Raw genomic sequence first — 21,747 nt, forward strand, 5'->3', positions numbered from 1 at the left:
CCGCGCGTTACGCGCTTTGAAAGAGTTCCCAGCAGTAGCGGATCGCCAGCTCGGTTGTCGGGACGAGAGTCTGGTCGGACACCCCGAACGTCGGCGTATGGACGCCGGATTCGTTTCCCGGCTCCTTGCTGCCGAACCAGAAATAGATTGACGGGATGCAGCCGGAGTAAAAACCAAAGTCATCGCTGCCGGAGCTTGCCGAACCCTCGATATATTTGTCCTCGCCATCGGACTGCACGACGATCTGCTTGAATCGCTCGACCATTGAGTTGTCGTTGACCACAGGAGGCTCGCCCGCGTGTGAGCTAAATTCGGCCCGGCCTCGATGGATCGCAGCAACGCCCTCGGCAATTTCGCGCACCCGTTGAACCAGCAACTTTCTCCTCTCGGGACTGCTCGTCCGGATCGTTCCGGTCATTGTGACCGAAGGGCAGATTATGTTCGTCGCTTCCCCGCCGTGGATCGTGCCGATCGTAACGACAGCGCCATCGTCAACCGGCATTTCGCGCGACACCACCTTCTGAACTTCGTTGATGAAGGCGCCTGCTATCGCGATCGCGTCCACGCCCAAGTGAGGCTTGGCGCCGTGTGCCATCGTCCCGATAAATTCGAGCGAGAACTGATCCGCTGACTTTGTTACGGCGCCCGCACGGGCGCCATAGGAGCCGGCTGGAATGTCAGTGCGGACATGAAATCCCACTGCGGCGTCGAACCCGTCTAGCAAGTTTTCTTCAACGACAGTCCGGCCGCCAAGTGGTTCTGCTTCTTCAGCGGGTTGAAAGAACACTCGCAGCCTGCCTGAGAAATTTTCGCGCATGCGATGGAAAGCGAGCGCCGTTCCCAAGGCGATTGAGCCATGCATGTCATGACCGCACGCATGCATGACGCCTGGCACTTGCGACCGATACGGCAGGTCGTCGCGGGCTTCCTGAATGGGAAGCGCGTCGATGTCTCCGCGCATCGCGATCGAACGATTTGCGCCTGGGGCCAAGCCCTGGATATCGACATAGACACCGGTCTTGTGAAACGTCTTTGCTTCGGTCAGGCCGAAGGCGGCCAAGGTCTCGATAATCCGCTTCTGGGTCTTCCACTCGTTGTTGGAAAGTTCGGGCTCGCGATGCATGGCGTGCCGCATCTCGACGACTGCGTTACGCTCGACCTCGGAGAGGAAGTTGTTGGTAGGCATGTTCATGGTGGTCTCCTGGTCTAGTCGTCATGGTGTCTGTTGTTGCACCTAGCAGCGGAGCTGCGCGGCCCGTCGATTCGAATGCACATCACGCAGGGTCCCTGCATAAATGGAGGTGACACTGGATCCGTCGCTGCGACATCATCACTACACCTCGAGCGGGATAGCGAAGCTGGCCTTGAGACGGTCCATCACAACCATGGTCTTGAAGCCTTTGATATCTGCGTTTTCATAGAAAAACCGGCGCGTGAAGTGCTCGTAGTCCTGCATATCTTTCGCGGTAATCACGAGCATGAAGTCGGCATCTCCCGTTACGTAGAAACCCATCATCACCTCACGCGTATTTCGTATCGCAGCCTTGAATCGATCGACGATGTCGGCCCTTTCCCGTTCAAGGGACACCATGACGATCATGGTGATGTGTCGTCCGACTGCTTTGGGCGAGACGATGGAAACGTCTCCCTCGATGACGCCCTCGTTGCGCAACCTTCTCAAACGCCGTTGGCACGCCGTCGGCGAGAGGTGGACCATCCCCGCGAGTTCTTCAGAGGTCAGCCGGTTGTTTTTCTGAACGGCTTGGAGAAGCGCAATGTCGGCGCGATCGAGTTCAACCATCACCTACCTCCCCGAAAGAAGAACCTGGGGAGCCCGCGCGGAGGCCTGCAGCGCCGATGCGACCTGGCATAGGCCGGTTGCTTCGACGTTCCCGGCGCAGATACTCGTCCGAACTGGTTAGGCCATTTCGGAAACGAAGCAGACATGCTGGAACCAGACGAGTATGCACCGGATACAGTCTCTATTTGACGAAGAGCTTGCGCGGCGTCTTCGTCAGGGGCTCGTAACCCGTTTCGGAGACCGCAAAGCTCTGTGTGATCGTGATCCCGACATTGTCGAGCCACAGGCCAGGCATCATGTGGAACACCATACCCGGCTTGAGTACGGTTTCGTCGCCCTTGCGAATGCTTGCCGTTCGTTCGCCTGAGGCCGGAGGGAACCCAATGCCGGTCGGATAACCAATGCGAGACTCTTTCTCGATCCCGTGGCGGGCAAGCGCCTTGCGGAAGTCGGCATCGACCTGCGAGCAGGTGCGACCGGGCCGAACTGCTTCCAGCCCGGCATTCAAGGCCTCAACAGCGATTTCCGACAGGTTCAGGAAAGCGGATGAAGGCTGGCCGACGACGATCGTGCGCGCCAGGTTGACCTGGTAGCGATGCCGGCAACCGTTCAGTTCCAGGTTGACAACGGTGGACTCCGGCAGGGGGTCGTCCGTCCAGGCGGCATGCGGCGCGATTGAGCGTTCGCCAATGCACAAATCGGGGGGGCAACAAGGATAGTCGCCACCGAACTCGGGCGTGCCCGAAATCTGCTGGTGATAGATCGCAGCAGCAATATCGCACTCACGGACCCCGGCTTGCACCATATCGATGACGCGCGTCATGGCGGCATCCGCAAGCTGGCCAGCTTGATGCATAATGGCCACCTCGGCTGGGCTCTTTACGAGCCGGATCCATCCAACAAGAAGATCGGCGTCGACGAACTCTGCATTCGGCAAGGCTCGCGTGAGATCTGCGTGGCCGCGGGCCGGATAGTAATATCCCCCCATCTCGACGCCGATACGCGCCTTTTCCCCTCCGAGCTCCTTCACGATATCGGCCATGAAAGTATAGGCCGACAGCGTTGCCGATTGAACATAGGTGTCGGGATAGGCTCGGATATTGTCCTCGGCCAGATAGGTGGTCATGGAAGCCGAAACACGGTCCATGAAACGGCCGATCCAAATCGGTTCTGCGTGGTCTTGCGCCACAATCACCATTTGCGGTGTGTAGAAGGAATACGCATTATAGCCGGTAAGGTAGTTCTGGTTCGGCGGTTCTGAGAGGAGGAGGATGTCAATCTCTCTCTTCGCCATTTCCTTTTTAACGGCTGCTAGACGGGTCTGGAATTCTCCCAGTGCGAAGTGCAATTCTTTTATCATTCTTGATCTCCCATTCGGCCGCGGCTGCCGCGCCAATATTTCCCCGTCTGTCAGGGGGCAAAGCGGGCCGTCGTTATCCCTGTATTGATCGGCTCCTGATCGGCTCCACGCTTGAACCTGCAGCCTAAGGGCACGGCTGGATCGGAAGGCCGAACTCTCGTTTTTTGCTCCATCAGATTGGGTGTTCAGCCATCTCGTCGACAACGTCTTGGTCGATCGGCGTGTCGAAAGTCATCAATATGAAACCGAGCACCGAATAGAAGCCGACGGTCGCCATAAGGTCGAACACGGCTTGCCGACCTATGCTCGCAGCAATAGCTTGCTCGAGATGCGAAGGCAGACGTGCGCCGTCAAATAGCGCGTCGACAGCACCGGCAAGTACGCCCTCTTCGCCATCGGGAGTTCCAGCCATACTCCGGATTCGCGCATCGGAAATACCAAGAGCGCGAGCGCGGCTTACATGGTGGGACCACTCATAGGCGGAGCCCATACGATGTGCCGCGCGCAAAATCACGAGCTCGGACCGGACCGGACCTAACGCACTATCTTTTACGATATGCTGCCGCAGCGGAGCCCACGCTCTCAGCAGCGCGGGATGATGAGCCATGGTGCGATAGACGTTCAGCGCGCCGGCAAAGCCCGTTTTCATGTCCGCGATTTCCGCGGGCCAGTTTTCATCAGCGATAGGCGGACAGGACGATGTTGTCATTTCGCGAGAACCTCAGTCTACTACTGCGGCGCGGATGGCGTCGGAAAGCCGTTCGACAATCAAATCGATTTCTTCAGGCTGAATGATGTAGGGTGGTGCTAGCAGCACGTGGTCGCCCTGCGCGCCGTCGATCGTACCGCCCATTGGGTAGCACATAAGGCCTCTGCGCATGGCTTCCTTCTTGATGCGGGAATGCATCTTGCGGGCCGGATCGAAAGGTTGCTTGGTGTCTTTGTCGGCCACGATCTCGACGCCGCGGAAAAGACCACGACCGCGGATGTCGCCGACATAGGGTGATTGTCCAAGTGCCTCATCGAGCCCGGCCTGGAGGCGCTTGCCCATCCGGATGACGTTTGCCATCATGTCCGCGCGCGTGATTATTTCAACCACCTTACTGGCTGCCGCTGCTGCGATCGGATGTCCGATATAGGTATGTCCATGCTGAAACAGACCCGACCCGTCGGCGAACGCACGGTAGATCTTTTCGGAGAGCAATACCGCTCCGATCGGCTGAAAGCCGCCGCCCAGTCCCTTCGCAATCGTGACCAGATCCGCGACAATGCCCTCCTGCTCCATAGCGAAGATTGTGCCGGTACGCCCCATTCCGCACATGACCTCGTCGAGGATCAGCAAGATGCCATACTTGTCGCACACCTGCCGAACCCGCTTGAAATAGTCCGAAACCGGGCCAACGGCACCCAGCGTCGCACCGACCACCGGCTCGGCGACGAAGGCCATGACCTTGTCCGCGCCAAGTTCAAGAACCTTGTCTTCCAGTTCCGCAGCAAGACGCTCGGCATAAGCCTCCGGCGTTTCGCCCACCTGCAGGTCGCGGTAGGCATAGCAAGGAGAAACATGATGCGTTTCAGGCAAGATCGGCTTGAACTGGGCACGGCGCCAGGCATTGCCGCCTGTTGCCAAGGCACCGATCGTATTGCCGTGATAGCTTTGCCGACGTGCGATGATGTGGCGCCGCTGCGGCTGCCCGACTTCGACAAAATACTGGCGCGCCATTTTGAGAGCGGCCTCGACAGCTTCCGAACCGCCAGACACCAGATAGACATAATCGAGGCCTTCGGGCGCAAGTTCAACCAATTGCTCGGCAAGCCGCTCGGCGACGTCGGTCGTGAAGAACGACGTATGGGCGTAGCTGATCCGACCCATCTGTAGCTTCATTGCGTCAAGAACTTCTGGATGATTGTGCCCGAGGCAACTGACGGCGGCGCCCCCCGACCCATCCAGGTAGCTCCTGCCCTCGCTATCCACGACGTAGATGCCCTCCCCCGCGACCGCGGTTGGCAGAGTTGTTCCGATCGTTCGATGGAGAATTTTTGTCATGGTCATCTCGGGGTGCTTATCCGTCCGGCTTTCGAACGTTTCCATCCATTGATTTGCAGGTTTTGGCGAAATATGCAACAACTGTTTTATAAATCACGTTTTGATGCATTTGTTTTCCCGCTCTCAAGTCAGAATTTTTGGAGCGGTTGTGATGTGAGATAGCCGACGGCTGTTTGACTTTTTAGTTCCCGAGAGAGATGGTCCAGGTGAATTATGACATCGTATGTGAGGCAAATGTTGCAAAAAGGCCCATTACACGCTCGGATCATCGAGCGATTCGACGACATGTCCGAGCAGTTGCAGCAAGCGGCTCGACACATATTGGAACATCCGCAGGAGGTGGCGCTCGTTTCGATGCGCGAACTCGCGCGGAATGCCGGTGTTCAGCCATCGACAATGACGAGGCTGGCGAAGTTTCTTGAATTCTCCGGGTATGAAGATTTCCGAGAGCAACACGCCGACGTCATCAGGGTGAGCGCCGACGGATTTGCGGCCAGGGCTTTACAAAGAGAAGAAGGGGCGGCGAATGGTGAGGGCTTGGCTTATAGGATGCTCCAAGGTCTCTCCGCGCAGATCGATCGGCTCCGCGACCCTGATACGATTTCGCGTTTGGATACAATGGCGGAGCACCTGGCAAAAGCGAGGCGGATTTTCGTGCTCGGCTTGCGTTCGTGCCACTCGGTCGCGTGGCATTTCCACTACGTCATGACATTGCTCGGCGAAAAGACTGTCCACTTGGATGGTCCGGCTGGAACAAGCGGCGACCCCCTCATCCGCGCAACTCATGAGGACGTGCTTTTGGCGATTTCCATCAACCCCTATTCGCTTCAGACGCTTGAGCTTGCCGAGGCCGCCCGTGAGAAGGGACTGTCCATCCTGGCGATCACCGACAGCGAAGTGTCTCCCCTGGTGACGATCGCAGAGCACGTTGTCTTCTTTCCGACTGAAAGCCAAACATTCTTTCACACGCTGGCGCCAGCGCTGGCCGTCTCTGAAGTTCTATGTGGTCTACTGGCGAGCCGAGATCGTGCGGCGGCCTTGAAAGAGTTGAAGCTAGCCGATCGCCATCTTTCTGCAATGAACACGTATGCGACGTCCATTCCGCGACGAAAGATTTAGCGACGTTTACGAGGCCGGCTACTCGCGCCAACGGCGCCTCCTGACCTTGCAACCGGAATTGAAGTTATTCGCACATCAGTCGATGTCCGATGAGTGGACCTGATGGTTGCCGCGGAATTGTCCCGCAAAGAACGGACTGACAGCAAATAGGGAACGCGCCGTCACCCGAGGGATGACCGTCTAATGCGTCAATGAAACCAGAGCTTGCCTAGAAAGTCCGTCGTGACCGGCTTCGGCTTTGAGCACAAGCGATTGATGAGCTCCATTGCGCAGTAAATGCGCCGGGCAGTCTTCGAGCCAGGAGCCCGCCCCAGAGTTCGCTCTGGGACAGGCAGTCAGTTTCACGGCTGCGAGTTACGGAGCCGGCATGAGTATGATGACTCAGGTCGCGGCGACCGGAGCACTCTTCAACGCCCCTCTTCCGCGCCAAAGCGTGAAATAAAGCGCAACCAGCCAGACGATTGGCAACATTGTCAGCAAAGCGCCAACGGCAGCGATCGTCGGGTCAAGTTGCTGCTTCAGGTTTTCCAGCATTTTCAATGGCAATGTCGGGATCGCATAGCCACTGACAAACGACGTGATGATGACCTCGTCGAAGGAAGCCAAGAACGCGAAGAGCGCGCCGCCGATGATACCAGAGCGGATTAACGGGAGAGTAACCCGCATGAACGTCTGGGTCGGCCCGGCGCGCATGCTCATTGCCGCCTGTTCCAGCCTCCTGTCGAATCCTGCGAGTGTCGCAAGGACGATGACAACGACATAGCCGATGGCTCCGATCGTCTGGCCCAGGATGATCCCGGTGTTCGTTCCAACCAATCCTAGTTTGGCCAGCCCGGTATAGACAGCAACACCAACAACAATGATTGGGAAGGTAATCGGCGTCAGGATCACCATGGTTAGACCCGAGCGCAAGCGCGACGAGCACCGGCTGAGGCCAAACGCTGCCAATGTGCCGACTATGGTCGATACCACGCTGACAATTACGCCGAATTGGAAGCTGTTCCACAATGCGCCGATCCACGAGGGGTCGTTGAAGAACGAATAGTACCATCTGAGCGAAACAGCCTTAGGTGGGAACTCGAGGAACTCCCCTGCATTTAACGAGACGATGATCACGATGAAACCGGGCGCCAATAGATAGATGACAACGACGGCAAGGAATGCTGCCCCCGCAATCTTGGACCACGGGGTTTCCCGCTGCGCTTGATGGAGCTTTGCTGCCCAGCGTCGCGCCCGATACGGGACGAGAAACTCGTTGAGATAGCGGGATGCCTTGTCGAATGAAGGCAGTTTACGTCGTCGGGCGTTCTGCTCGCTTGAAGCAGGCTGTCCATGCGCGCCGGCGAGATTGACGCCCGCTACGGAAAGAACCGCGAGCGCCATCGCCAACAATATAAAGGCTGCCGCGGCGGTCGCCGCAATGTTCAACGATGTTGTAAGCTGCGAATTGATGAGGGTTGAAAGCATGGTGTCGCCCAAGCCGCCCAATGCTTGTGGCGTGATGTAAAAGCCCAGGCAAACAACAAAAACCAATATGCAGCCGCTTCGAACGCCCGGGATACTAAGAGGTACGAAGACCCGGAGAAAGGCGGTGAACGGCTTTGCGCCCATGCTGCGAGCGGCTGCCATCAAGGAAGTATCAATGCTCATCATCACGCTGACAATCGGCAAAATCATCATGGGCAACATGATATGCACCATGCCAACATAAACAGCGAAACGATTATAGATGAGAGACAAAGGGCTATCGATTATGCCCGAATTGAGCAACACGCGGTTGATCAATCCACTATCACCCAAGACGACAGTCCATGCGTAGGTCCGAACCAGAGCACTCGTCAGCCAAGGTAGGAAGACAAGCACCAGGAGGATTGGTCTTGCACGGCCGGCGATCGTAATCAAATAAGCCGTCGGGTAGCCGATGATCAAACAAAGTGCCGTGGCTATGAAGCTGATCTTGAAGGTCTGAATCAGGATCAGGACAAATGAGCGCTGTTCGAAAAAAGCGATATAATTCGCAAAAGACAGATTTGGCGCATTGAGGCTGGTCGCGAAAAGAAGGAGCATGGGTATGCCGAAAATCGCAAACAGCACAGCGAACGCTGGCAAAGTTAGCAACATCGGCGTGGACCGGATTCTCTGAAGTGTTGTCATGGATGCTGTCCTTCCGCTTTACGCAGCGACAAACCGGATGTCGGATCGAAGCCAATCAAGGCGAACCTCTTCGCCCGGACGGAAGACTTGCTGGCCCGATGCCACATGTTCGCGCGCGATCAGCGTCGCATTCCCAACCCGCACCCGGTACTTCCTCAAGGGTCCAGCATAGATCATATCGTCCACGATCCCCGAGACGGACTGTCTGTGGTCCGCATCTGCGCGCCTTGCTGCTGAAGGCACACTGACGCAAATGCGCTCCGGCCGAAGCATCGATACCATACCGGAAGAAGGAACAACGTCCGATTCAATCTTGAAATCAACGCTTTCGAGGATATTTGCTTCACCCAGGAAGTTGGCGACAAAGCGCGTTTTGGGGCGATCGTACAAGGCCTCCGGTGTATCGATCTGCTCGATTTGACCGGCGCGCATGACAACGATGCGGTCCGAAAGCGTGAGTGCTTCTTCTTGATCGTGGGTGACGCAGATGGTCGTTTTCCCAAACTCCTTGTGCAGCTCTTTGATTTCCACTTGCATCTGCTCGCGCAGATTTCGATCGAGCGCGCCCAGCGGTTCGTCCAGCAGCAAAATCGGTGGATCTGCAATCAAGGCGCGCGCGACGGCCACGCGTTGTTGCTGGCCCCCACTCAATTGTGATGGCATGCGCTCGCCAAACTCACCCAGGCGAACACGCTCAAGCATTCTTTTGACCCGCGACGCTCTGTCAGAGGCCTTGATGCCGCGCATTTCGAGCGGGAACTCCAAGTTGTGATGCACCGTAAGGTGCGGGAAAAGTGCATAGCTCTGGAAGACAATGCCTTGGTCGCGGCGGTAAGACGGGACTTCGGACACGGACTTGCCGGAAATGAGGATGTCTCCTCCGGTAGGGGTCGTGAAGCCGGCGAGCAGCATCAATGCTGTCGTTTTGCCAGAACCGCTCGGTCCAAGAATCGTAAGGAACTCGCCGCGCGAAACAGAAAGGGAGATATCCTTAACCGCAGCAACGGCCCCATAGATCTTGGAAACATTGCGAAATTCGATTTGAGCGGTATCCGGAAGCTTCTGCAACACTTCGTCCTCGGCAGGAAGATGATTTTTCAGATTCAAGTTCATTACGATACTCCAGCAGGACTGATGAGCAACTTTGGCATGCAGTCCCGTAAGGCAGGTAGTGGGAAGAGGTGGCGCTAACCTTTGACGGCCCGCGCCGACTGGACGAGCGCCACCGATAGATCGTTGGGGACAGAGGATTACTGAAGAATCCACTCATTCCAACGCTGCACAAGCCGCTCCTTGTTCGACTTTCCGTCCGATCCAACCTCGGCATACCATTTGGCGTTCATAGCGAAGCTGATCGCCTCGTAGTCGGGATGCGACGCAAGTTTTCGGGCGACATCGTCAGGAATCAATTTGAAGGCGTTCTTGTTCGTTGGGCCCTGCGCGATAAGCTTTGCAAACTCGGCCTGTCGGTCCGGGCGGCTTGTCAGCGCAATAAATTTTTGAGCATTTTCGGCATTCGGACTGCCCTTCGGGATGCACCAATAGTCCGTTGTCAGTTTCGCCTGGTTGCGGTTGATCTCGATTGGCCCACCTTCATCAATAAGGGTAAGTGCGCGCGCGTCATAGGACTGCACGATGTCGGCGATGTTGTCTCGCATGATCTGAAGAATTTCCGACCCGCTCGTCCACCATTTGCGAATGTGCGGCTTGATCTTGTCCAAGCTTGCAAACACGCGGTCGATATCCATCGGGTAGAGCTTGTCCATCGGAACGCCATCCGCGAGCAATGCTTCTTCCCAAGGCCCACTTCCGTATTCGCCGGTATTGATGGAGCGAACGCCAGGGAACTTCTTGACGTCCCAGAATTCCGCCCAGGTGGTCGGCCGGGGCTTTCCTGCCGGGAACTTCTTCGTGTTCCAGACCATATTCACCGAGTATACGTACGAAGCAAAGCCGTTCGGTTGCCTCCAGTTTTCTGCGATTGCTTCCAGGTCTTCCTTCTTCCAGATGGAATAATCGATCTTTTCGAGGTAGCCCTTGGCAGTAAGCGGATCGACATTGGTTTGACCAAGGTTGACGACGTCGGCCGAAACGTTTTTGGTATCGACCATCATCGCAATCTGTGTCGATGAGAAGTCCGCATTGACGCGCGTCACCTTGACTCCGGTCTCGGCCTCAAAGGACTCGACGTAAGCCTTCATCACCGCATCGCCCCAGTTGCCGCCGCTCATGTTGACTTTGAGCTCGCCGGTGGAGGCGGCCGTTGCACGGCCGGCCGCGGAAGCCAACGCGCCTACCGCAATTGCGGTCGAAGTAGCCTGCATGAACCGCCGGCGATTTATCAGAATGCTCATTTCGTTCTCCCTCTGTTAATTCCTTGCTCATGGCGCACGGGGATCTCACTTCATCAGTGTACGGCGAACACGACGCCGGCGATGTCAGACCAAAGCACGCGGTTCCTGCGTTTCCACTCGGTCCCGCATTCACCAAGACGGTGGCGCATAAACGATTGCAGTGTTCAGGCAGCAGCCTCCTCGACCGCTACCATCAATGTCCTAACGCAACACGATAAGGAATGCAACAAATGTTTTATAACGCTCAATATGCATCAAGCGTATTATTGATATCTGAGCCTTTGGTCGCCTCAGTTTACCATCTGCCGAACACTGCTGCCGACGCCAGCCCTACGGGAGCGCCTGCAGGCTCTGGACTTCCGGGACGTGGTTTTTAACCGTACCTGATTCAAATGGATCATTGACACAATAGCGACTCATATGTTTCATTCGGTTCCAAAGAGGCCGATTCATCCGCGTAAGCGCGGTCGCTGATCGGCATCATTTCACTCTGCGAACCGCCGGTCGAAGACACCAGGTAAGCTTTCAGGAAAAGAGAAGAGGTCAGATGGCATACTTGGGCAATAATGTGCGTGAGTATCGGTACAAGCTACTAAATGAACTGATGGATCGCGAGAACCTGGATGCTGTCGCTTTCGCAAGCACAGAGTTCTTTCAGTTCGCGACCAACTTCCAGACGGATGTCACCACCTGGGAGCGGCCAATTCTCTGTGTCGTCCCGAGGAACGGCGCGCCGTTTGTTGTCCTCAATGAGCTTTCGACAAACAATTGGCGATATGCGCACGAAGACGGGCGTCTTTGGGTATCCGACACAAGCTTTTATGCGGAGCATCCAGTCCTCTCCAATCGAATGCATCTTGTGCATGAATGGCCGGAGATGGTTGCCGAAAAACTACGAAGTGCAGGTCTCGGGAGAGCTCGCATCGGGACCGATGTTGGTGGCGGTCCATTGCAGAAGGCGTTCGCGCTGCTACCTGAGGCCCGTCCTCTAATGAAGACGCAAGAGTTTCGAGCGCTTCGTTGGGTCAAGCATCCCGAAGAGATCGCACTCATGCGCGAGATAGCGAGCTTGACCGACTGGTTACAGGATCGCTACCGGGAGAGTATCCGTCCGGGTCGGCTCCTGATGGAATTGGATATGATGATGGGAGCCGAGTTAGCGCAGGAGGCCGCACGACGCTTTCCAGCGCAGGATGTTGCCTTGCTCGACCTGTGGTCGATCTCGGGTCCACCGTCGGCAGCTCCACACGGGGACGGCAAGCGATCCGGTGCGATCCTCGAAAAAGGACACGTGATGATCAACTTGATTATCCCCCGCATTAATGGAGTGGTCGTGGAGAATGAGCGGACCTGGTTCTGTGGCAAGCCGGATACCCGGCAGGAACGCTTCTTCGAGGTCGCGCTCGCTGCAAATGAAGCTGGAATTGAAGCCGCTGTGGCGGGTCGACCGGTGTCGGGAATTGATGCAGCAGCGCAGGCAATCATCGAAAAAGCGGGTTTTGGAAACTACATCATGCACCGGACAGGACACGGCATGGGCTTGTTGTGCCACGAGTACCCCGGAGACATGGCATTCAATCACCGTGCCTTGCTCGAAAACGAAGTTTATTCGGTCGAGCCCGGATTGTATGTTTATGGACTCGGCGGCTTCCGACAAGACGATACGGTCGTCATCGGGGAAAAGCCTGAAGTGCTGACACGGGCGTCTAAGGATCTAAGAAGCCAGACTGTTCTGTGACACTTCGTCCCGACAGAATCTAGTCGCGATCGCGATTTTGCCGCTTTGCCCTTTGGTCATCGCTCCGGTGGAGCGGTGGCACGCCCAGAGCCGCGAACGGCCTACCATAAAGCTGCTAGTGGGATCGCTTGGCTAACACGGTCGCGCCCCGCAATCCGCACCCTCCAGGCCGGCGCCCCTGCACTGGTAAGACAAATGCCGCAAAACACTACGTACTGAAACATATGTCGCACACTCACAGGAGCGTTTGCATGACCGATTCTCGCTTTCAGGCCCAGGCCGAGCCGAACGAAAATCCAGTATACCGCCTTGATCTCAGTGCCAAAGCTGCAGGCAGAGAGAAACTCGGCCCATTGGAATCGACGTATGTGTATGCGCACGAAGGTGTCAGGCTCGCTTTGGACGTGGTTCGTCCGATGGGCGATAGCGCGGATCATAAGCGCAACACCATCTTGGTTATGACCTGTTATGGGCGCGGAAAGAAGGGCGAGCCGTCCAATCAATATGCGGATTTGTTCGTTCCAGAAGGCTATGCGGTGGTGGTTGGAGATGTTCGCGGTACCGGCGCCTCGTTCGGCGTTTGGCCAGGTCACCGCTCGCGCGAAGAAATCCTCGACTTTAGTTACGTGTTAGACTGGATCGCTGCACAGCCTTGGTCGACGGGCAATGTGCTTGCGTACGGCGTGTCCTACACCGCCAACTCTGCAGACCTTATTGCTTCGAGAAATCATCCCGCCCTGAAAGGCATCGTGCCGCGCTATGTCGACTACGATATCTTTTTCGAAACCTATCCAGGAGGTGTTCCGAACCTTACCCTCGACAGGTGGAGTCAACTGGTTGAATCGTTGAACAGAGACGAAAATAGCGAGATCAATGCTGATCGCGCCTCAACTCTCCGTGCGGGAATTCGTCCGGTGGGAAGCCAAGCGGAGTTGACGGCCGCGCTGCAAGAACACGGCCGCGCGCCGTCATTCCAGCCGGTCGAGCAAACCACGTCCTTTGACGATTGGCTCAGCAAACGTTCTGGGTTCGATTTCTCTCCACAGGCGTCGGCTGACCTTATCTCGCAATCGGGGGTTCCGATTCAAAATTGGGGCAGTTGGTTCGATTCTGGGTCGCCCCTCGGGTCTATCCGGCGATTTCTACTCCAGTCGAACCCCATGAACATCATTCTTGGTCCGTGGAACCATGGCGGCCGCAAACCATATGACCCACTGCGTGCTGATGTTCAGGACTGCGCTCCGATCATGGCGGCGCAACACGCAAATGATATTCGATTCATTGATGCTTGTTTCACGGGCGAGGCTGCTCTGCAGGCCGATAAAGTCATTCACTACTACACGTGCGGCGAGGGATCCTGGAAGTCAACGCGCTCATGGCCAGTCCCGGCCGTCCGACAACGATGGCATATGGCAAGTGGCTCGCGCCTGAGCTCATCGCCGAGTGACACGGGCTACGACACTCTGCAGGTTGACCGTGAACTGGGGGACGTCCTCTCAAACAGATGGGACACCAATGGTGGCATTGGAACATGGGAAATCGATTATGGAGATCGGCGACAGTTCGATGCGGCTCGACTGGCCTATACGAGCGAACCGCTGCAGAATGATTTGGAGATCACCGGGCATCCAGTTGTGGATCTGAACATAACCTCAACCCGTGAAGACGGTATTTTCTTCGTCTATTTGGAAGCAGTTAAACCTGATGGGACCTCCTGCTACCTTACAGAAGGCCAGTTGCGTGCGCGTCATCGGAAAGTATGGACTGCCTCGCCTTTCGGCGCGCTCGGACCACAACAAAGCTATTTGGAAAGCGACGCCGAGCCGCTCACACCAGGAGAACCGACCAGATTGGCGTTTACACTGTTACCGATTTCGGCGCTCATACCAGCGGACTATAGCTTGAGGGTGTGTCTAGCGGGAAGCGAGAGCACGAGTTTCGCCAATGTACCCGCTGACGGAGAACCGCCGCAGCTCAAGTTGCATCGCGGTCCTCACGGTTGCTACATCGATTTACCCGTTGTTGAACGGTGAGGGCAGTCTTCATCTCCCATAAAGAGAGCGGCGTCGTTAATTCGGCGTCGCCTCCAGCAAAGTGATAGTTTCCGACCCGACTTGGGATAGTCTCATCTTCGCTCGAAGCGCCGCGGAGAGCTTTAGAATTCACTCTCGTGCGGGTGGAGCGCCGTCGGGCGAACTACCTACAAAAGTCCGCGCCGATACAGAATGCGGACCCAAACCGACCGGCCGTCAATGTAGATCATGCTGAGCGTCTGGCATACATCGACGCGTTTCGAGCCGTGCATTTCAGTTAGCAAGGAAAGAAGGCGCGAGAGCCTGCGCGTATAGGCCTGCGAGATCGCACATCTCGAGGGTATAATGTTCGGCAGCATCCAAGAGGTTGATCCAACCAATGACCTCGTTCCGCCAAACGACTGCGGTATTCAATACACCCACGAGGCCCATTTTGATCAATGTTTCGTGGTCGGCAAAGTAGCGCTTCATGTCTTCGCAATCTTTGCCCAGAAAGTGCCGACCAGCGCCGACACGCCTACTCCACTCGTCATCGGCGAGGGGCTTCGTTCCTCCGAGGGGACTGTAATTGAGGTCGGTCGAGTAGATCCGCCGCATAACGCCTGCGGCTCTATCAACCTTGAGGAGGGTAAAGAGCTTGTGGCCAAATTCCTCCTGGAAAGCGTTGTCTGCCAATGCCATTAAGGCTTCGGAATCCGACAGGCGGCCGGCGCGCTCGTGAAATACGACGAGCCGTTGATACTGATCGTCTCTGAGATGATAGCCCATATCTTTCCTTGCAACTTCGCAATGGGGTTTGTGGGATTTTTCACCTGGCCGGGCCTTGAACAGACCGGCTGCAGTTTTTTTGACGTGGCTGATCGCTGCCCAGACGCACCCGTGGGTTCGGTCCCCGGACGACGACGTCGCACCGCTCGGCGACTTGAGGCCGCATTAGACGACGCGCATTGTTCCGCTTAGTGCAGCTCGCTCGTCACGAGCCGCATGTATCCGCCACTCGATGCGGTCTGGAAAAAGCTCGAAAACACTCGTCGCGAGGGTCCGGGAGTCTTTCCAATCCTTGAAGATTAGAGTGGTCTCGTCAAACAGCACCGCTTCTGCTCCACCCGCCAACGCGCCTTCGCCGATCATTCGATCCGCCGCTGCTTGTCGGTCACGGGAGGAAGCGCCGATGGTCTGCTTCACCCCACTGAACTCGCTGGAGAGCAGATGGTTGGCATGCGCTCGCGGTTCAGCAACCTCTACCACGACGCAGCCTGAGGCCGGCGCTTCGACAGAGAGTACCTTGCGGGTCTTCGCATCGCCAAGAGTGTGATGGAATCCACACGAGCGGTCATTGCGCTTCAAAATGCCGACCGCTTCGTCCAAACTTTTAGCATCAAGAATGGCGCGGCAAAGAACCTGTCGGGGCACGCCAGGTTTTTGGTCGTTCGGGGTGATCGCGTTGATCGTCTGGACCAGGCCGGTCTCGTTCAGGCGGAAGGTACCGCCCGGCAGCATGCCCGCGGTCATAAAGCTGCTCCACGCCGGCCCCACATCGGGCTCAATCTCCACCCAGAAATTGGCACCCAGCGATTCGGGCTCGCCGTCCTCATTGTGGGCGATAACCGCCGGCCCATTGCATTCAGCTGGTATTAGGACAGTCGTGCAGCCCATTCCGGCAACAGCTTTTGCCGCGGAGGCGGCGTCTGGAATCTGCAGATCAGTCTGGCAATTCAATAGGAAGATGGTCTCGAAATCCTTGCCGGCACCTTCTGCGATACCCTCGATTTCGCGCACGTAGCGGGGATATGCCGCGCGGGCTGCAGCTTCCAAATTCTTCAAATATTCCGATCCGCGCCATCGAGCATCTAGAGCGCGAAATTGCTCCGTGCCAAGCCGATACTCGAGGAAGCTTGTGGCATTGGCCTTCCCGAGCGCACAACCAATCGAGAAGGCGTCGCCCTTGGCGTGCACACTGGTTATGAGGTTTTTTGTCATTGAGTTCTCTGCTTTCCGCTTACTGTCGGTATGTTTCGGAGAGACTGCTGGCGCTGCCGTCAGAAGTGGGAGAGCGTTTGGTTTTCAGGTCGTGGCTCCCCTTCCGCTGCCAGGCCGCTCAGCCAAATTCATTGCGGCGCGTCGAGGCTAAGTATCCTGCATAAATCATTTGATACAAATTAATGCTTTATGAGTCAATTGCTTCATTCTCCGACTGAAAAGCTGTGTCGGCCCCCGGCTCTACGGCGCTCTTGCTAGATCGCTGATGCAATACCCCGGCCAGCCAAGGCAACGAGAGGATCCCTGAAGCAATTACGATCACTCAAGGGTGCAAAGGTCTGAGCGGTCGTTATTGTGACGGTAGTACACGAGTATTCTTCGGACCGCGTGATTACCGATATCGCCAGTAGGCTGGGTGATGCTCCATTCCACCGTGCGCCGATCAAAACATCGCACACCTAGATCCGTCAAACAAAAAATTTACAAGATCTTTACGTCCGCAATTCGCTGAGGATGGTACGTTCACTGCAGATCTGTGGCCGGGCGTAGCTAGCAAGGTTGATGCGGATACGCTCGGACCGCCGCAAATCCCGCAACGGAGGGTCAGCAGTCAATGGCAAGAAGAGCGCTCATCCTGCTTGAAGGCAACGGACATGGTACTGGTGAGCAATATGTCCAAGCTGCCAAGAGTTTTGGCCTTCATCCAATTACCCTATCGACCGATCCAGCTCAGTACCCCTATCTCGCAGCGGGAGGTGTTGAAGCAATCCAAGTCGATACAGACAATCTCCATGCGCTGATCAACGAATGCTCTCGGCTGGGTAAGACCTACGAAATTGTTGGCATTACAAGCGCCGAGGAGAAGGTCTACGCGACCGCCGGAAAGCTCTGCCAGCAATTCGATTTACCGGGACCAAACCCCGCTTCGGTCGAACAATGTTGCGACAAATTCATTCAACGTCGCCTGCTCGCTGATGGAGGCGTTCCGATACCTGCTTATCGCCTGGCCACTAACGCGGCGGAGGTTGAAAGCTGTGCCGCGGAAATCGGCCTGCCAGTGGTGGTCAAGCCTGCGATCGGGGGTATCGGCGGCATCGGTGTTCGACTGTGCCGAAACGTCGCCGAGTTGGCCGAACATACGGCCCATCTTTTAGGTGGGAAGCATACATGGCGGTCTTCACCGAAGATCCTGGTCGAAGAATTCGCACAGGGCCCGTTCTATGAAGCCGACACGATGGGAAATGAGGTCATTGGGATTAGCGCCGCCGATTTCGATCATCCACCACATTTTCTCTTTCGTGAGAGCATCTTTCCGGCCCTGCTGACTAACGACGAGCACGAGCGAATCTCCGACGTGGCGCTGCGCTGTTTGGGAGCTCTGGGACTTGGGTGGGGGCCAACCAACATTGAATTGCGGTGGACGACGCGTGGCCCAGTTGTAATAGAAGTCAATCCGCGTATTGCGGGCGGAACCTATCCTCGGCGGGCTCATCTTGCTTATGGTGTCGATCTCGTAACCGAGCACATTAAGCTTGCCACCGGCGTGGAATGTGACTTACGCACCACGTATCTCCAGACTGCAGCCGTGCGATTCCTACTCCCTGATCGCGATGGCACCCTCAGTTGGATCGACGGCGACAGTCGGGCGGCTGCCGTGTCGGGCGTTGTAGAGGTCAAATTTTATGTTAAGCCTAAGACGCAGATAGTCAGGAAAGGTGACTACCGGGACCGCATAGGACATGTGATCGCCGCTTCATCCAGCTTTGCACAGACCAAGGCCATACTTCAGCATGCGGTCGGTCTAATCGATTGGTCGATCACGCCATTCTCTACCTCTGGCGAAGAAGAACACGCCGTGCCGTTAAACTCCTCCAGCAGCCTCAAAGGCTCTAGGTAAAGGGCAATTCGCAATGAATATTGAGTTGCCCAGTGTAGATTGCAGAGACGTGCGTTCCTTTTAGCGAGGCAACACTTGATGACCACGGCGCAATTAATTTCCGCTCACCGAATAATCGTGAAGATTGGCTCCGCACTAATTGCCGACGGAGAAACCGGAGACATTCGCGGTTCTTGGCTTGAAACGATGATAGAAGATGTGGTCCGATTTTTCTCACGTGGGCAGCAGGTGATCATCGTGACCTCCGGTGCTGTCGCGGTTGGGTCACGTCACTTCAATGAGTTTGACGTTCCTCTGAGAAGTGAAGAGCGACAAGCGGCTGCAGCCATCGGTCAAGTTCGACTCATGCTTGCCTTCGAACAGAGCTTAAAACGGTTTGGATTTGGACTCGGACAAATACTATTGATGGGCGAAGATCTACGCAACCCGCATCGCCGACTCAATGTTCTGTCAACTGTTCGACAAATCCTCAAAGTTGGCGCCGTTCCCGTTATCAATGAGAACGACACAACCGCAACTGCCGACACCCGTTTTGGCGACAATGATCGTTTGGCGGCCCAGCTCGCAGAGTTGGTGCAGGCTGACATAATTATTTTGCTTTCCAACATAGATGGCCTCTTCACGGAAGATCCACACGACAACCCGTCGGCCCGTTTGATCACAGAGGTGCGACGCATTACCCCCCAAATAGAGGCCATGGCCGGTCATTCCGTCTCTCGTCATAGTTCGGGTGGCATGCTGACGAAGTTGATGGCAGCAAGGATCGCCATGGATGCCGGGTGTTACATGATCATCGCGAAGGGAAACAAATCTTACCCGCTGTCGGCCATCGAGAACGGTGGCCCATCAACCTGGTTTATCCCGTTTGCAAGGGATAGGAGCGACCGCCACACTTGTGGCGACAACCTACCGCAGGCTCAATAATCGTCCTGCATTGCTGATTATTGGTAGCGCTCTTTTCAGTGCACGTTGTAAATCGTTTTGAAGAGCGGCGGCTTATGCTGGCTGGCTTTTGAAGTTGAAGGGCAGCAGATCCTCGATATTGGCATCGTCGGGGCGCCGCAGCAGCGGTGTCCAGCCAAGCCCCAGCCACGCGCGCCAAAAAATCAGCACGCCGCAAGACAAGCGCATGACAGCGGCGGCAACCACATCAGATGGTGCTTCGAAAAACAACGGCTCAATCATTCCTTACATTGGTCGTGTCAACTTGGGTCCATTTCTGTTCTGGCCCTGACACACTGAAGACCCTTGTATTCTGTGGACGCCTGCGTAACCTGACTTTGCGTCACTTTGACAGCAATCAGATCGTCGACGGCACATTGATTGCAGGTGCATAACGAAGAACCGTACGACAATTGCCTCTCGCCTTTTTTTATTAAGGGCTCTAGATGAAGACCACTCGAACTATCCAAGGTAAGACGACAAAATTAAAAGTGGCTCCGCTCATCAGTTCGGACCCGCTGTTGTCGTCCAAGATCATAAATTTCATTGAGGGGGCACGCGCAGTCACCCCCGCCGAGGTGGAAGCAAACAGCATCACGCGTTATCGTGTTACAAAATTCTATCGTGAACAGATCATCAACAGTGGTCATTATGATCAGCTTAAATTCATCGTCGAGCCCTCATTCGAAGAGTTCGACGGTCCCGGCACTCTGGATACCAGCGGAGAGCACGAAAACACGGTCGCGCCCGGGTTTCAGCACAAGTACGCGCAAACAGGATTGTTGCTTGCAACGGACCGCTGCGCTTCATACTGCCGTTATTGCTTCCGCAAACGCATTGTCGGCAAGGACTCAGATGAAATCGCAGCTGACCTTGGGCAGATTGCGCGATACATTGGAGGTCATCCTGAGATGACGAACGTCCTGATATCAGGAGGTGACCCGTTCGTGCTCAACACCGCCAGCCTCCATGAAATTCTTGATCATCTGCTGCCATTCCCACATCTGAATTCCATTCGTTTTGGCACAAAAATGCTCGCCTACGCGCCCCAAAGGTTTGAGGATCCTGCTCTAGTGGCCTTGTTCGAACGGATCCATGTAGCTGGAAAATCCGCAGTGATCGTTACGCATTTTGACCATATCGGCGAAATTTCGGCCGATGCGGAGCGAAGCATTCGGTCATTGCGGGCGCGTGGTACGCAGTTCCTAAACCAGTGCGTGCTTCTCGCGAAAGTCAACGATGACCCCGACATTTTGGCCGCGACCTTCGCCAAGTGTCACCATATGGGTGTCCGCCCATATTACCTATTTCAAGGCAGGCCGGTGAAAGGTGCATCGCATTTTCAGGTTCCACTGCGCCGCGGCCTGGAGATTTCGCATGGCATCAACCAACGCCTGAGCGGCATTCAAAAGACATTTAAATACATCATGTCGCATTACACTGGTAAGATCGAGATTCTCGACTTTGGAACTGATGGCCGCGTCTATATGCGATATCACCAAAACAAGGCTTCAGAAAAGATCGGAAAGATCTTTTCCCGGCCGAACCTCGAAGGCGCCTGCTGGTTGGACGATTTGCCCGAAGGATGAGATCTGAGGGCGCCAATGCAAACTACCAAATCATTCCCTGTGGAAGTACCGTGGACGGCGATGATGAACTCTCCCGCCGTGCGGCAGAACCAGTTTTTACGTTGAGATCTTCAGGAAGCATGCGCCGCTGGAGCAGAGACGCCAGGAGCATGACGGTGAGCAGGCATAAAAGGTCTCTGAATCACCTGAGCAGGCGCAAGAAGTTGTAGCCAACGGCAGCCAGAACGGCATCGACGGCATCTCCTTTTGTCCGGCGAGATAATTGCGATCCATCCGATGCTCGTTCTTGATGTGGCCGATGACGGGCTCGACGGCTGGCTCTCGTCGCATCTGTCGTTTGATGGCCGGCGTCACGCGGCGCTGTTGTGGCTTGTGAAGACCCGCAGCTTGTGACTCTCAGGTGAATTGTGGCCGCGATATCCGGCATCGGCCAGGTGCGGACAACTCGTTGCCGATCGTCTCCTCCATGTCGGGGATGATGGTCTCGAGGGTGCGCCCATAATAGGGGTTCCTGGCAGTGCCATGGCATGGAGGGCGAACTGGCCGCCTTTGGAGAGCGGTTCAGTATCGAGGCCACCGAGACTTGACGCCAAACTCGTAGGGCTTGTGCGCCTTGCCTTCGGATGCATTCGACTTCGTCGTAAGCGCTCATTTCCATGCGCGTTGACGCGGCCCGTTTGACCGGGGTCGCCGTCAGACGGCTGCCATTGGATCATGCAGCGGCGGTTTCAGC

General features: G+C 56.0%; 17 protein-coding genes and 1 pseudogene. 6 read left to right on the plus strand and 12 right to left on the minus strand.

Annotation, left to right across the window (positions count from 1 at the left end; translation table 11 throughout):
• Positions 1-7: 7 nt before the first annotated feature.
• The 5 genes from GA0061101_RS30935 to GA0061101_RS30955 all read right to left on the minus strand — a co-directional run bounded on the left by GA0061101_RS30935 (position 8) and on the right by GA0061101_RS30955 (position 5,208).
• On the minus strand, positions 8-1,192 hold the full coding sequence (locus GA0061101_RS30935) for a M20 family metallopeptidase (protein ID WP_004128884.1): 1,185 nt from the start codon (positions 1,190-1,192) through the stop codon (positions 8-10).
• A gap of 141 nt (positions 1,193-1,333) precedes the next feature.
• Positions 1,334-1,801: an Lrp/AsnC family transcriptional regulator gene (locus GA0061101_RS30940; protein WP_004128880.1), complete on the minus strand. Its 468-nt coding sequence runs from the start codon at positions 1,799-1,801 to the stop codon at positions 1,334-1,336.
• Between the two features lie 181 nt (positions 1,802-1,982).
• Positions 1,983-3,161, minus strand: a complete 1,179-nt coding sequence (locus GA0061101_RS30945; protein WP_004128877.1) for a M24 family metallopeptidase — start codon at positions 3,159-3,161, stop codon at positions 1,983-1,985.
• A 172-nt stretch (positions 3,162-3,333) separates the two neighbouring features.
• A complete protein-coding gene (locus tag GA0061101_RS30950) occupies positions 3,334-3,810 on the minus strand; it encodes a carboxymuconolactone decarboxylase family protein (RefSeq protein ID WP_240535548.1) in 477 nt (158 codons plus the stop codon).
• Between the two features lie 72 nt (positions 3,811-3,882).
• Positions 3,883-5,208, minus strand: coding sequence for an aspartate aminotransferase family protein (locus GA0061101_RS30955; RefSeq protein ID WP_004128870.1), 1,326 nt, complete (start codon positions 5,206-5,208; stop codon positions 3,883-3,885).
• Between the two features lie 234 nt (positions 5,209-5,442).
• Here GA0061101_RS30955 and GA0061101_RS30960 point away from each other — a divergent pair, with 234 nt between their 5' ends.
• On the plus strand, positions 5,443-6,327 hold the full coding sequence (locus GA0061101_RS30960; protein ID WP_004128868.1) for a MurR/RpiR family transcriptional regulator: 885 nt from the start codon (positions 5,443-5,445) through the stop codon (positions 6,325-6,327).
• A 381-nt stretch (positions 6,328-6,708) separates the two neighbouring features.
• On the opposite strand, the gene GA0061101_RS30965 is transcribed toward GA0061101_RS30960, so the two are convergent.
• The 3 genes from GA0061101_RS30965 to GA0061101_RS30975 all read right to left on the minus strand — a co-directional run bounded on the left by GA0061101_RS30965 (position 6,709) and on the right by GA0061101_RS30975 (position 10,835).
• Positions 6,709-8,481: an ABC transporter permease subunit gene (locus GA0061101_RS30965; RefSeq protein WP_004128865.1), complete on the minus strand. Its 1,773-nt coding sequence runs from the start codon at positions 8,479-8,481 to the stop codon at positions 6,709-6,711.
• Positions 8,482-8,499: 18 nt separating this feature from the next.
• Positions 8,500-9,594, minus strand: coding sequence for an ABC transporter ATP-binding protein (locus GA0061101_RS30970; RefSeq protein WP_004128856.1), 1,095 nt, complete (start codon positions 9,592-9,594; stop codon positions 8,500-8,502).
• A gap of 137 nt (positions 9,595-9,731) precedes the next feature.
• Positions 9,732-10,835: an ABC transporter substrate-binding protein gene (locus GA0061101_RS30975; protein WP_004128854.1), complete on the minus strand. Its 1,104-nt coding sequence runs from the start codon at positions 10,833-10,835 to the stop codon at positions 9,732-9,734.
• 547 nt (positions 10,836-11,382) lie between these two features.
• On the opposite strand from GA0061101_RS30975, the gene GA0061101_RS30985 reads away from it, so the two are divergent.
• Together GA0061101_RS30985 and GA0061101_RS30990 are read left to right on the plus strand one after the other, a co-directional pair.
• Complete coding sequence (locus tag GA0061101_RS30985; protein ID WP_004128852.1) at positions 11,383-12,573, plus strand: M24 family metallopeptidase; 1,191 nt, start codon at positions 11,383-11,385, stop codon at positions 12,571-12,573.
• A gap of 251 nt (positions 12,574-12,824) precedes the next feature.
• Positions 12,825-14,606, plus strand: coding sequence for a CocE/NonD family hydrolase (locus tag GA0061101_RS30990; RefSeq protein ID WP_004128850.1), 1,782 nt, complete (start codon positions 12,825-12,827; stop codon positions 14,604-14,606).
• A 273-nt stretch (positions 14,607-14,879) separates the two neighbouring features.
• Here the strand turns inward: GA0061101_RS30990 and GA0061101_RS30995 are convergent, their stop codons facing one another.
• Together GA0061101_RS30995 and GA0061101_RS31000 are read right to left on the minus strand one after the other, a co-directional pair.
• Positions 14,880-15,374 (minus strand): hypothetical protein, encoded by a 495-nt coding sequence (locus GA0061101_RS30995; protein ID WP_015342013.1) that lies wholly within the window; start codon positions 15,372-15,374, stop codon positions 14,880-14,882.
• Between the two features lie 165 nt (positions 15,375-15,539).
• A complete protein-coding gene (locus GA0061101_RS31000; RefSeq protein ID WP_004128849.1) occupies positions 15,540-16,586 on the minus strand; it encodes a C45 family autoproteolytic acyltransferase/hydrolase in 1,047 nt (348 codons plus the stop codon).
• Positions 16,587-17,199: 613 nt separating this feature from the next.
• Here GA0061101_RS31000 and GA0061101_RS31005 point away from each other — a divergent pair.
• Both GA0061101_RS31005 and proB read left to right on the plus strand, forming a co-directional pair.
• A complete protein-coding gene (locus GA0061101_RS31005) occupies positions 17,200-18,483 on the plus strand; it encodes an ATP-grasp domain-containing protein (RefSeq protein ID WP_004128847.1) in 1,284 nt (427 codons plus the stop codon).
• Positions 18,484-18,561: 78 nt separating this feature from the next.
• Positions 18,562-19,407, plus strand: a complete 846-nt coding sequence (gene proB / locus GA0061101_RS31010) for a glutamate 5-kinase (protein ID WP_004128845.1) — start codon at positions 18,562-18,564, stop codon at positions 19,405-19,407.
• 72 nt (positions 19,408-19,479) lie between these two features.
• Here the strand turns inward: proB and GA0061101_RS39605 are convergent, their stop codons facing one another.
• Entirely contained in the window at positions 19,480-19,656 is a 177-nt protein-coding gene (locus GA0061101_RS39605) for a hypothetical protein (protein ID WP_154660804.1), read from the minus strand.
• A 215-nt stretch (positions 19,657-19,871) separates the two neighbouring features.
• On the opposite strand from GA0061101_RS39605, the gene GA0061101_RS31020 reads away from it, so the two are divergent.
• Positions 19,872-21,014: a KamA family radical SAM protein gene (locus tag GA0061101_RS31020; RefSeq protein ID WP_004128843.1), complete on the plus strand. Its 1,143-nt coding sequence runs from the start codon at positions 19,872-19,874 to the stop codon at positions 21,012-21,014.
• A 187-nt stretch (positions 21,015-21,201) separates the two neighbouring features.
• Here the strand turns inward: GA0061101_RS31020 and GA0061101_RS31025 are convergent.
• Positions 21,202-21,651: pseudogene (locus tag GA0061101_RS31025) on the minus strand (transposase); the annotation flags it as partial.
• Between the last annotated feature and the right edge of the window lie 96 nt (positions 21,652-21,747).

The sequence above is a fragment of the Martinezella lusitana genome, assembly GCF_900094565.1.
GTDB classification, from domain to species: Bacteria; Pseudomonadota; Alphaproteobacteria; order Rhizobiales; family Rhizobiaceae; genus Rhizobium; species Rhizobium lusitanum.

Excerpts from the sequence above, each read along its gene's own strand:
- GA0061101_RS30935 (WP_004128884.1), bottom strand. The coding sequence starts at position 1,192 with ATGAACATGCCTACCAACAACTTCCTCTCCGAGGTCGAGCGTAACGCA.
- GA0061101_RS30940 (WP_004128880.1), bottom strand. The coding sequence starts at position 1,801 with ATGGTTGAACTCGATCGCGCCGACATTGCGCTTCTCCAAGCCGTTCAG.
- GA0061101_RS30945 (WP_004128877.1), bottom strand. The coding sequence starts at position 3,161 with ATGATAAAAGAATTGCACTTCGCACTGGGAGAATTCCAGACCCGTCTA.
- GA0061101_RS30950 (WP_240535548.1), bottom strand. The coding sequence starts at position 3,810 with ATGAAAACGGGCTTTGCCGGCGCGCTGAACGTCTATCGCACCATGGCT.
- GA0061101_RS30955 (WP_004128870.1), bottom strand. The coding sequence starts at position 5,208 with ATGACAAAAATTCTCCATCGAACGATCGGAACAACTCTGCCAACCGCG.
- GA0061101_RS30960 (WP_004128868.1), top strand. The coding sequence starts at position 5,443 with ATGTTGCAAAAAGGCCCATTACACGCTCGGATCATCGAGCGATTCGAC.
- GA0061101_RS30965 (WP_004128865.1), bottom strand. The coding sequence starts at position 8,481 with ATGACAACACTTCAGAGAATCCGGTCCACGCCGATGTTGCTAACTTTG.
- GA0061101_RS30970 (WP_004128856.1), bottom strand. The coding sequence starts at position 9,594 with ATGAACTTGAATCTGAAAAATCATCTTCCTGCCGAGGACGAAGTGTTG.
- GA0061101_RS30975 (WP_004128854.1), bottom strand. The coding sequence starts at position 10,835 with ATGAGCATTCTGATAAATCGCCGGCGGTTCATGCAGGCTACTTCGACC.
- GA0061101_RS30985 (WP_004128852.1), top strand. The coding sequence starts at position 11,383 with ATGGCATACTTGGGCAATAATGTGCGTGAGTATCGGTACAAGCTACTA.
- GA0061101_RS30990 (WP_004128850.1), top strand. The coding sequence starts at position 12,825 with ATGACCGATTCTCGCTTTCAGGCCCAGGCCGAGCCGAACGAAAATCCA.
- GA0061101_RS30995 (WP_015342013.1), bottom strand. The coding sequence starts at position 15,374 with ATGGGCTATCATCTCAGAGACGATCAGTATCAACGGCTCGTCGTATTT.
- GA0061101_RS31000 (WP_004128849.1), bottom strand. The coding sequence starts at position 16,586 with ATGACAAAAAACCTCATAACCAGTGTGCACGCCAAGGGCGACGCCTTC.
- GA0061101_RS31005 (WP_004128847.1), top strand. The coding sequence starts at position 17,200 with ATGGCAAGAAGAGCGCTCATCCTGCTTGAAGGCAACGGACATGGTACT.
- proB (WP_004128845.1), top strand. The coding sequence starts at position 18,562 with ATGACCACGGCGCAATTAATTTCCGCTCACCGAATAATCGTGAAGATT.
- GA0061101_RS31020 (WP_004128843.1), top strand. The coding sequence starts at position 19,872 with ATGAAGACCACTCGAACTATCCAAGGTAAGACGACAAAATTAAAAGTG.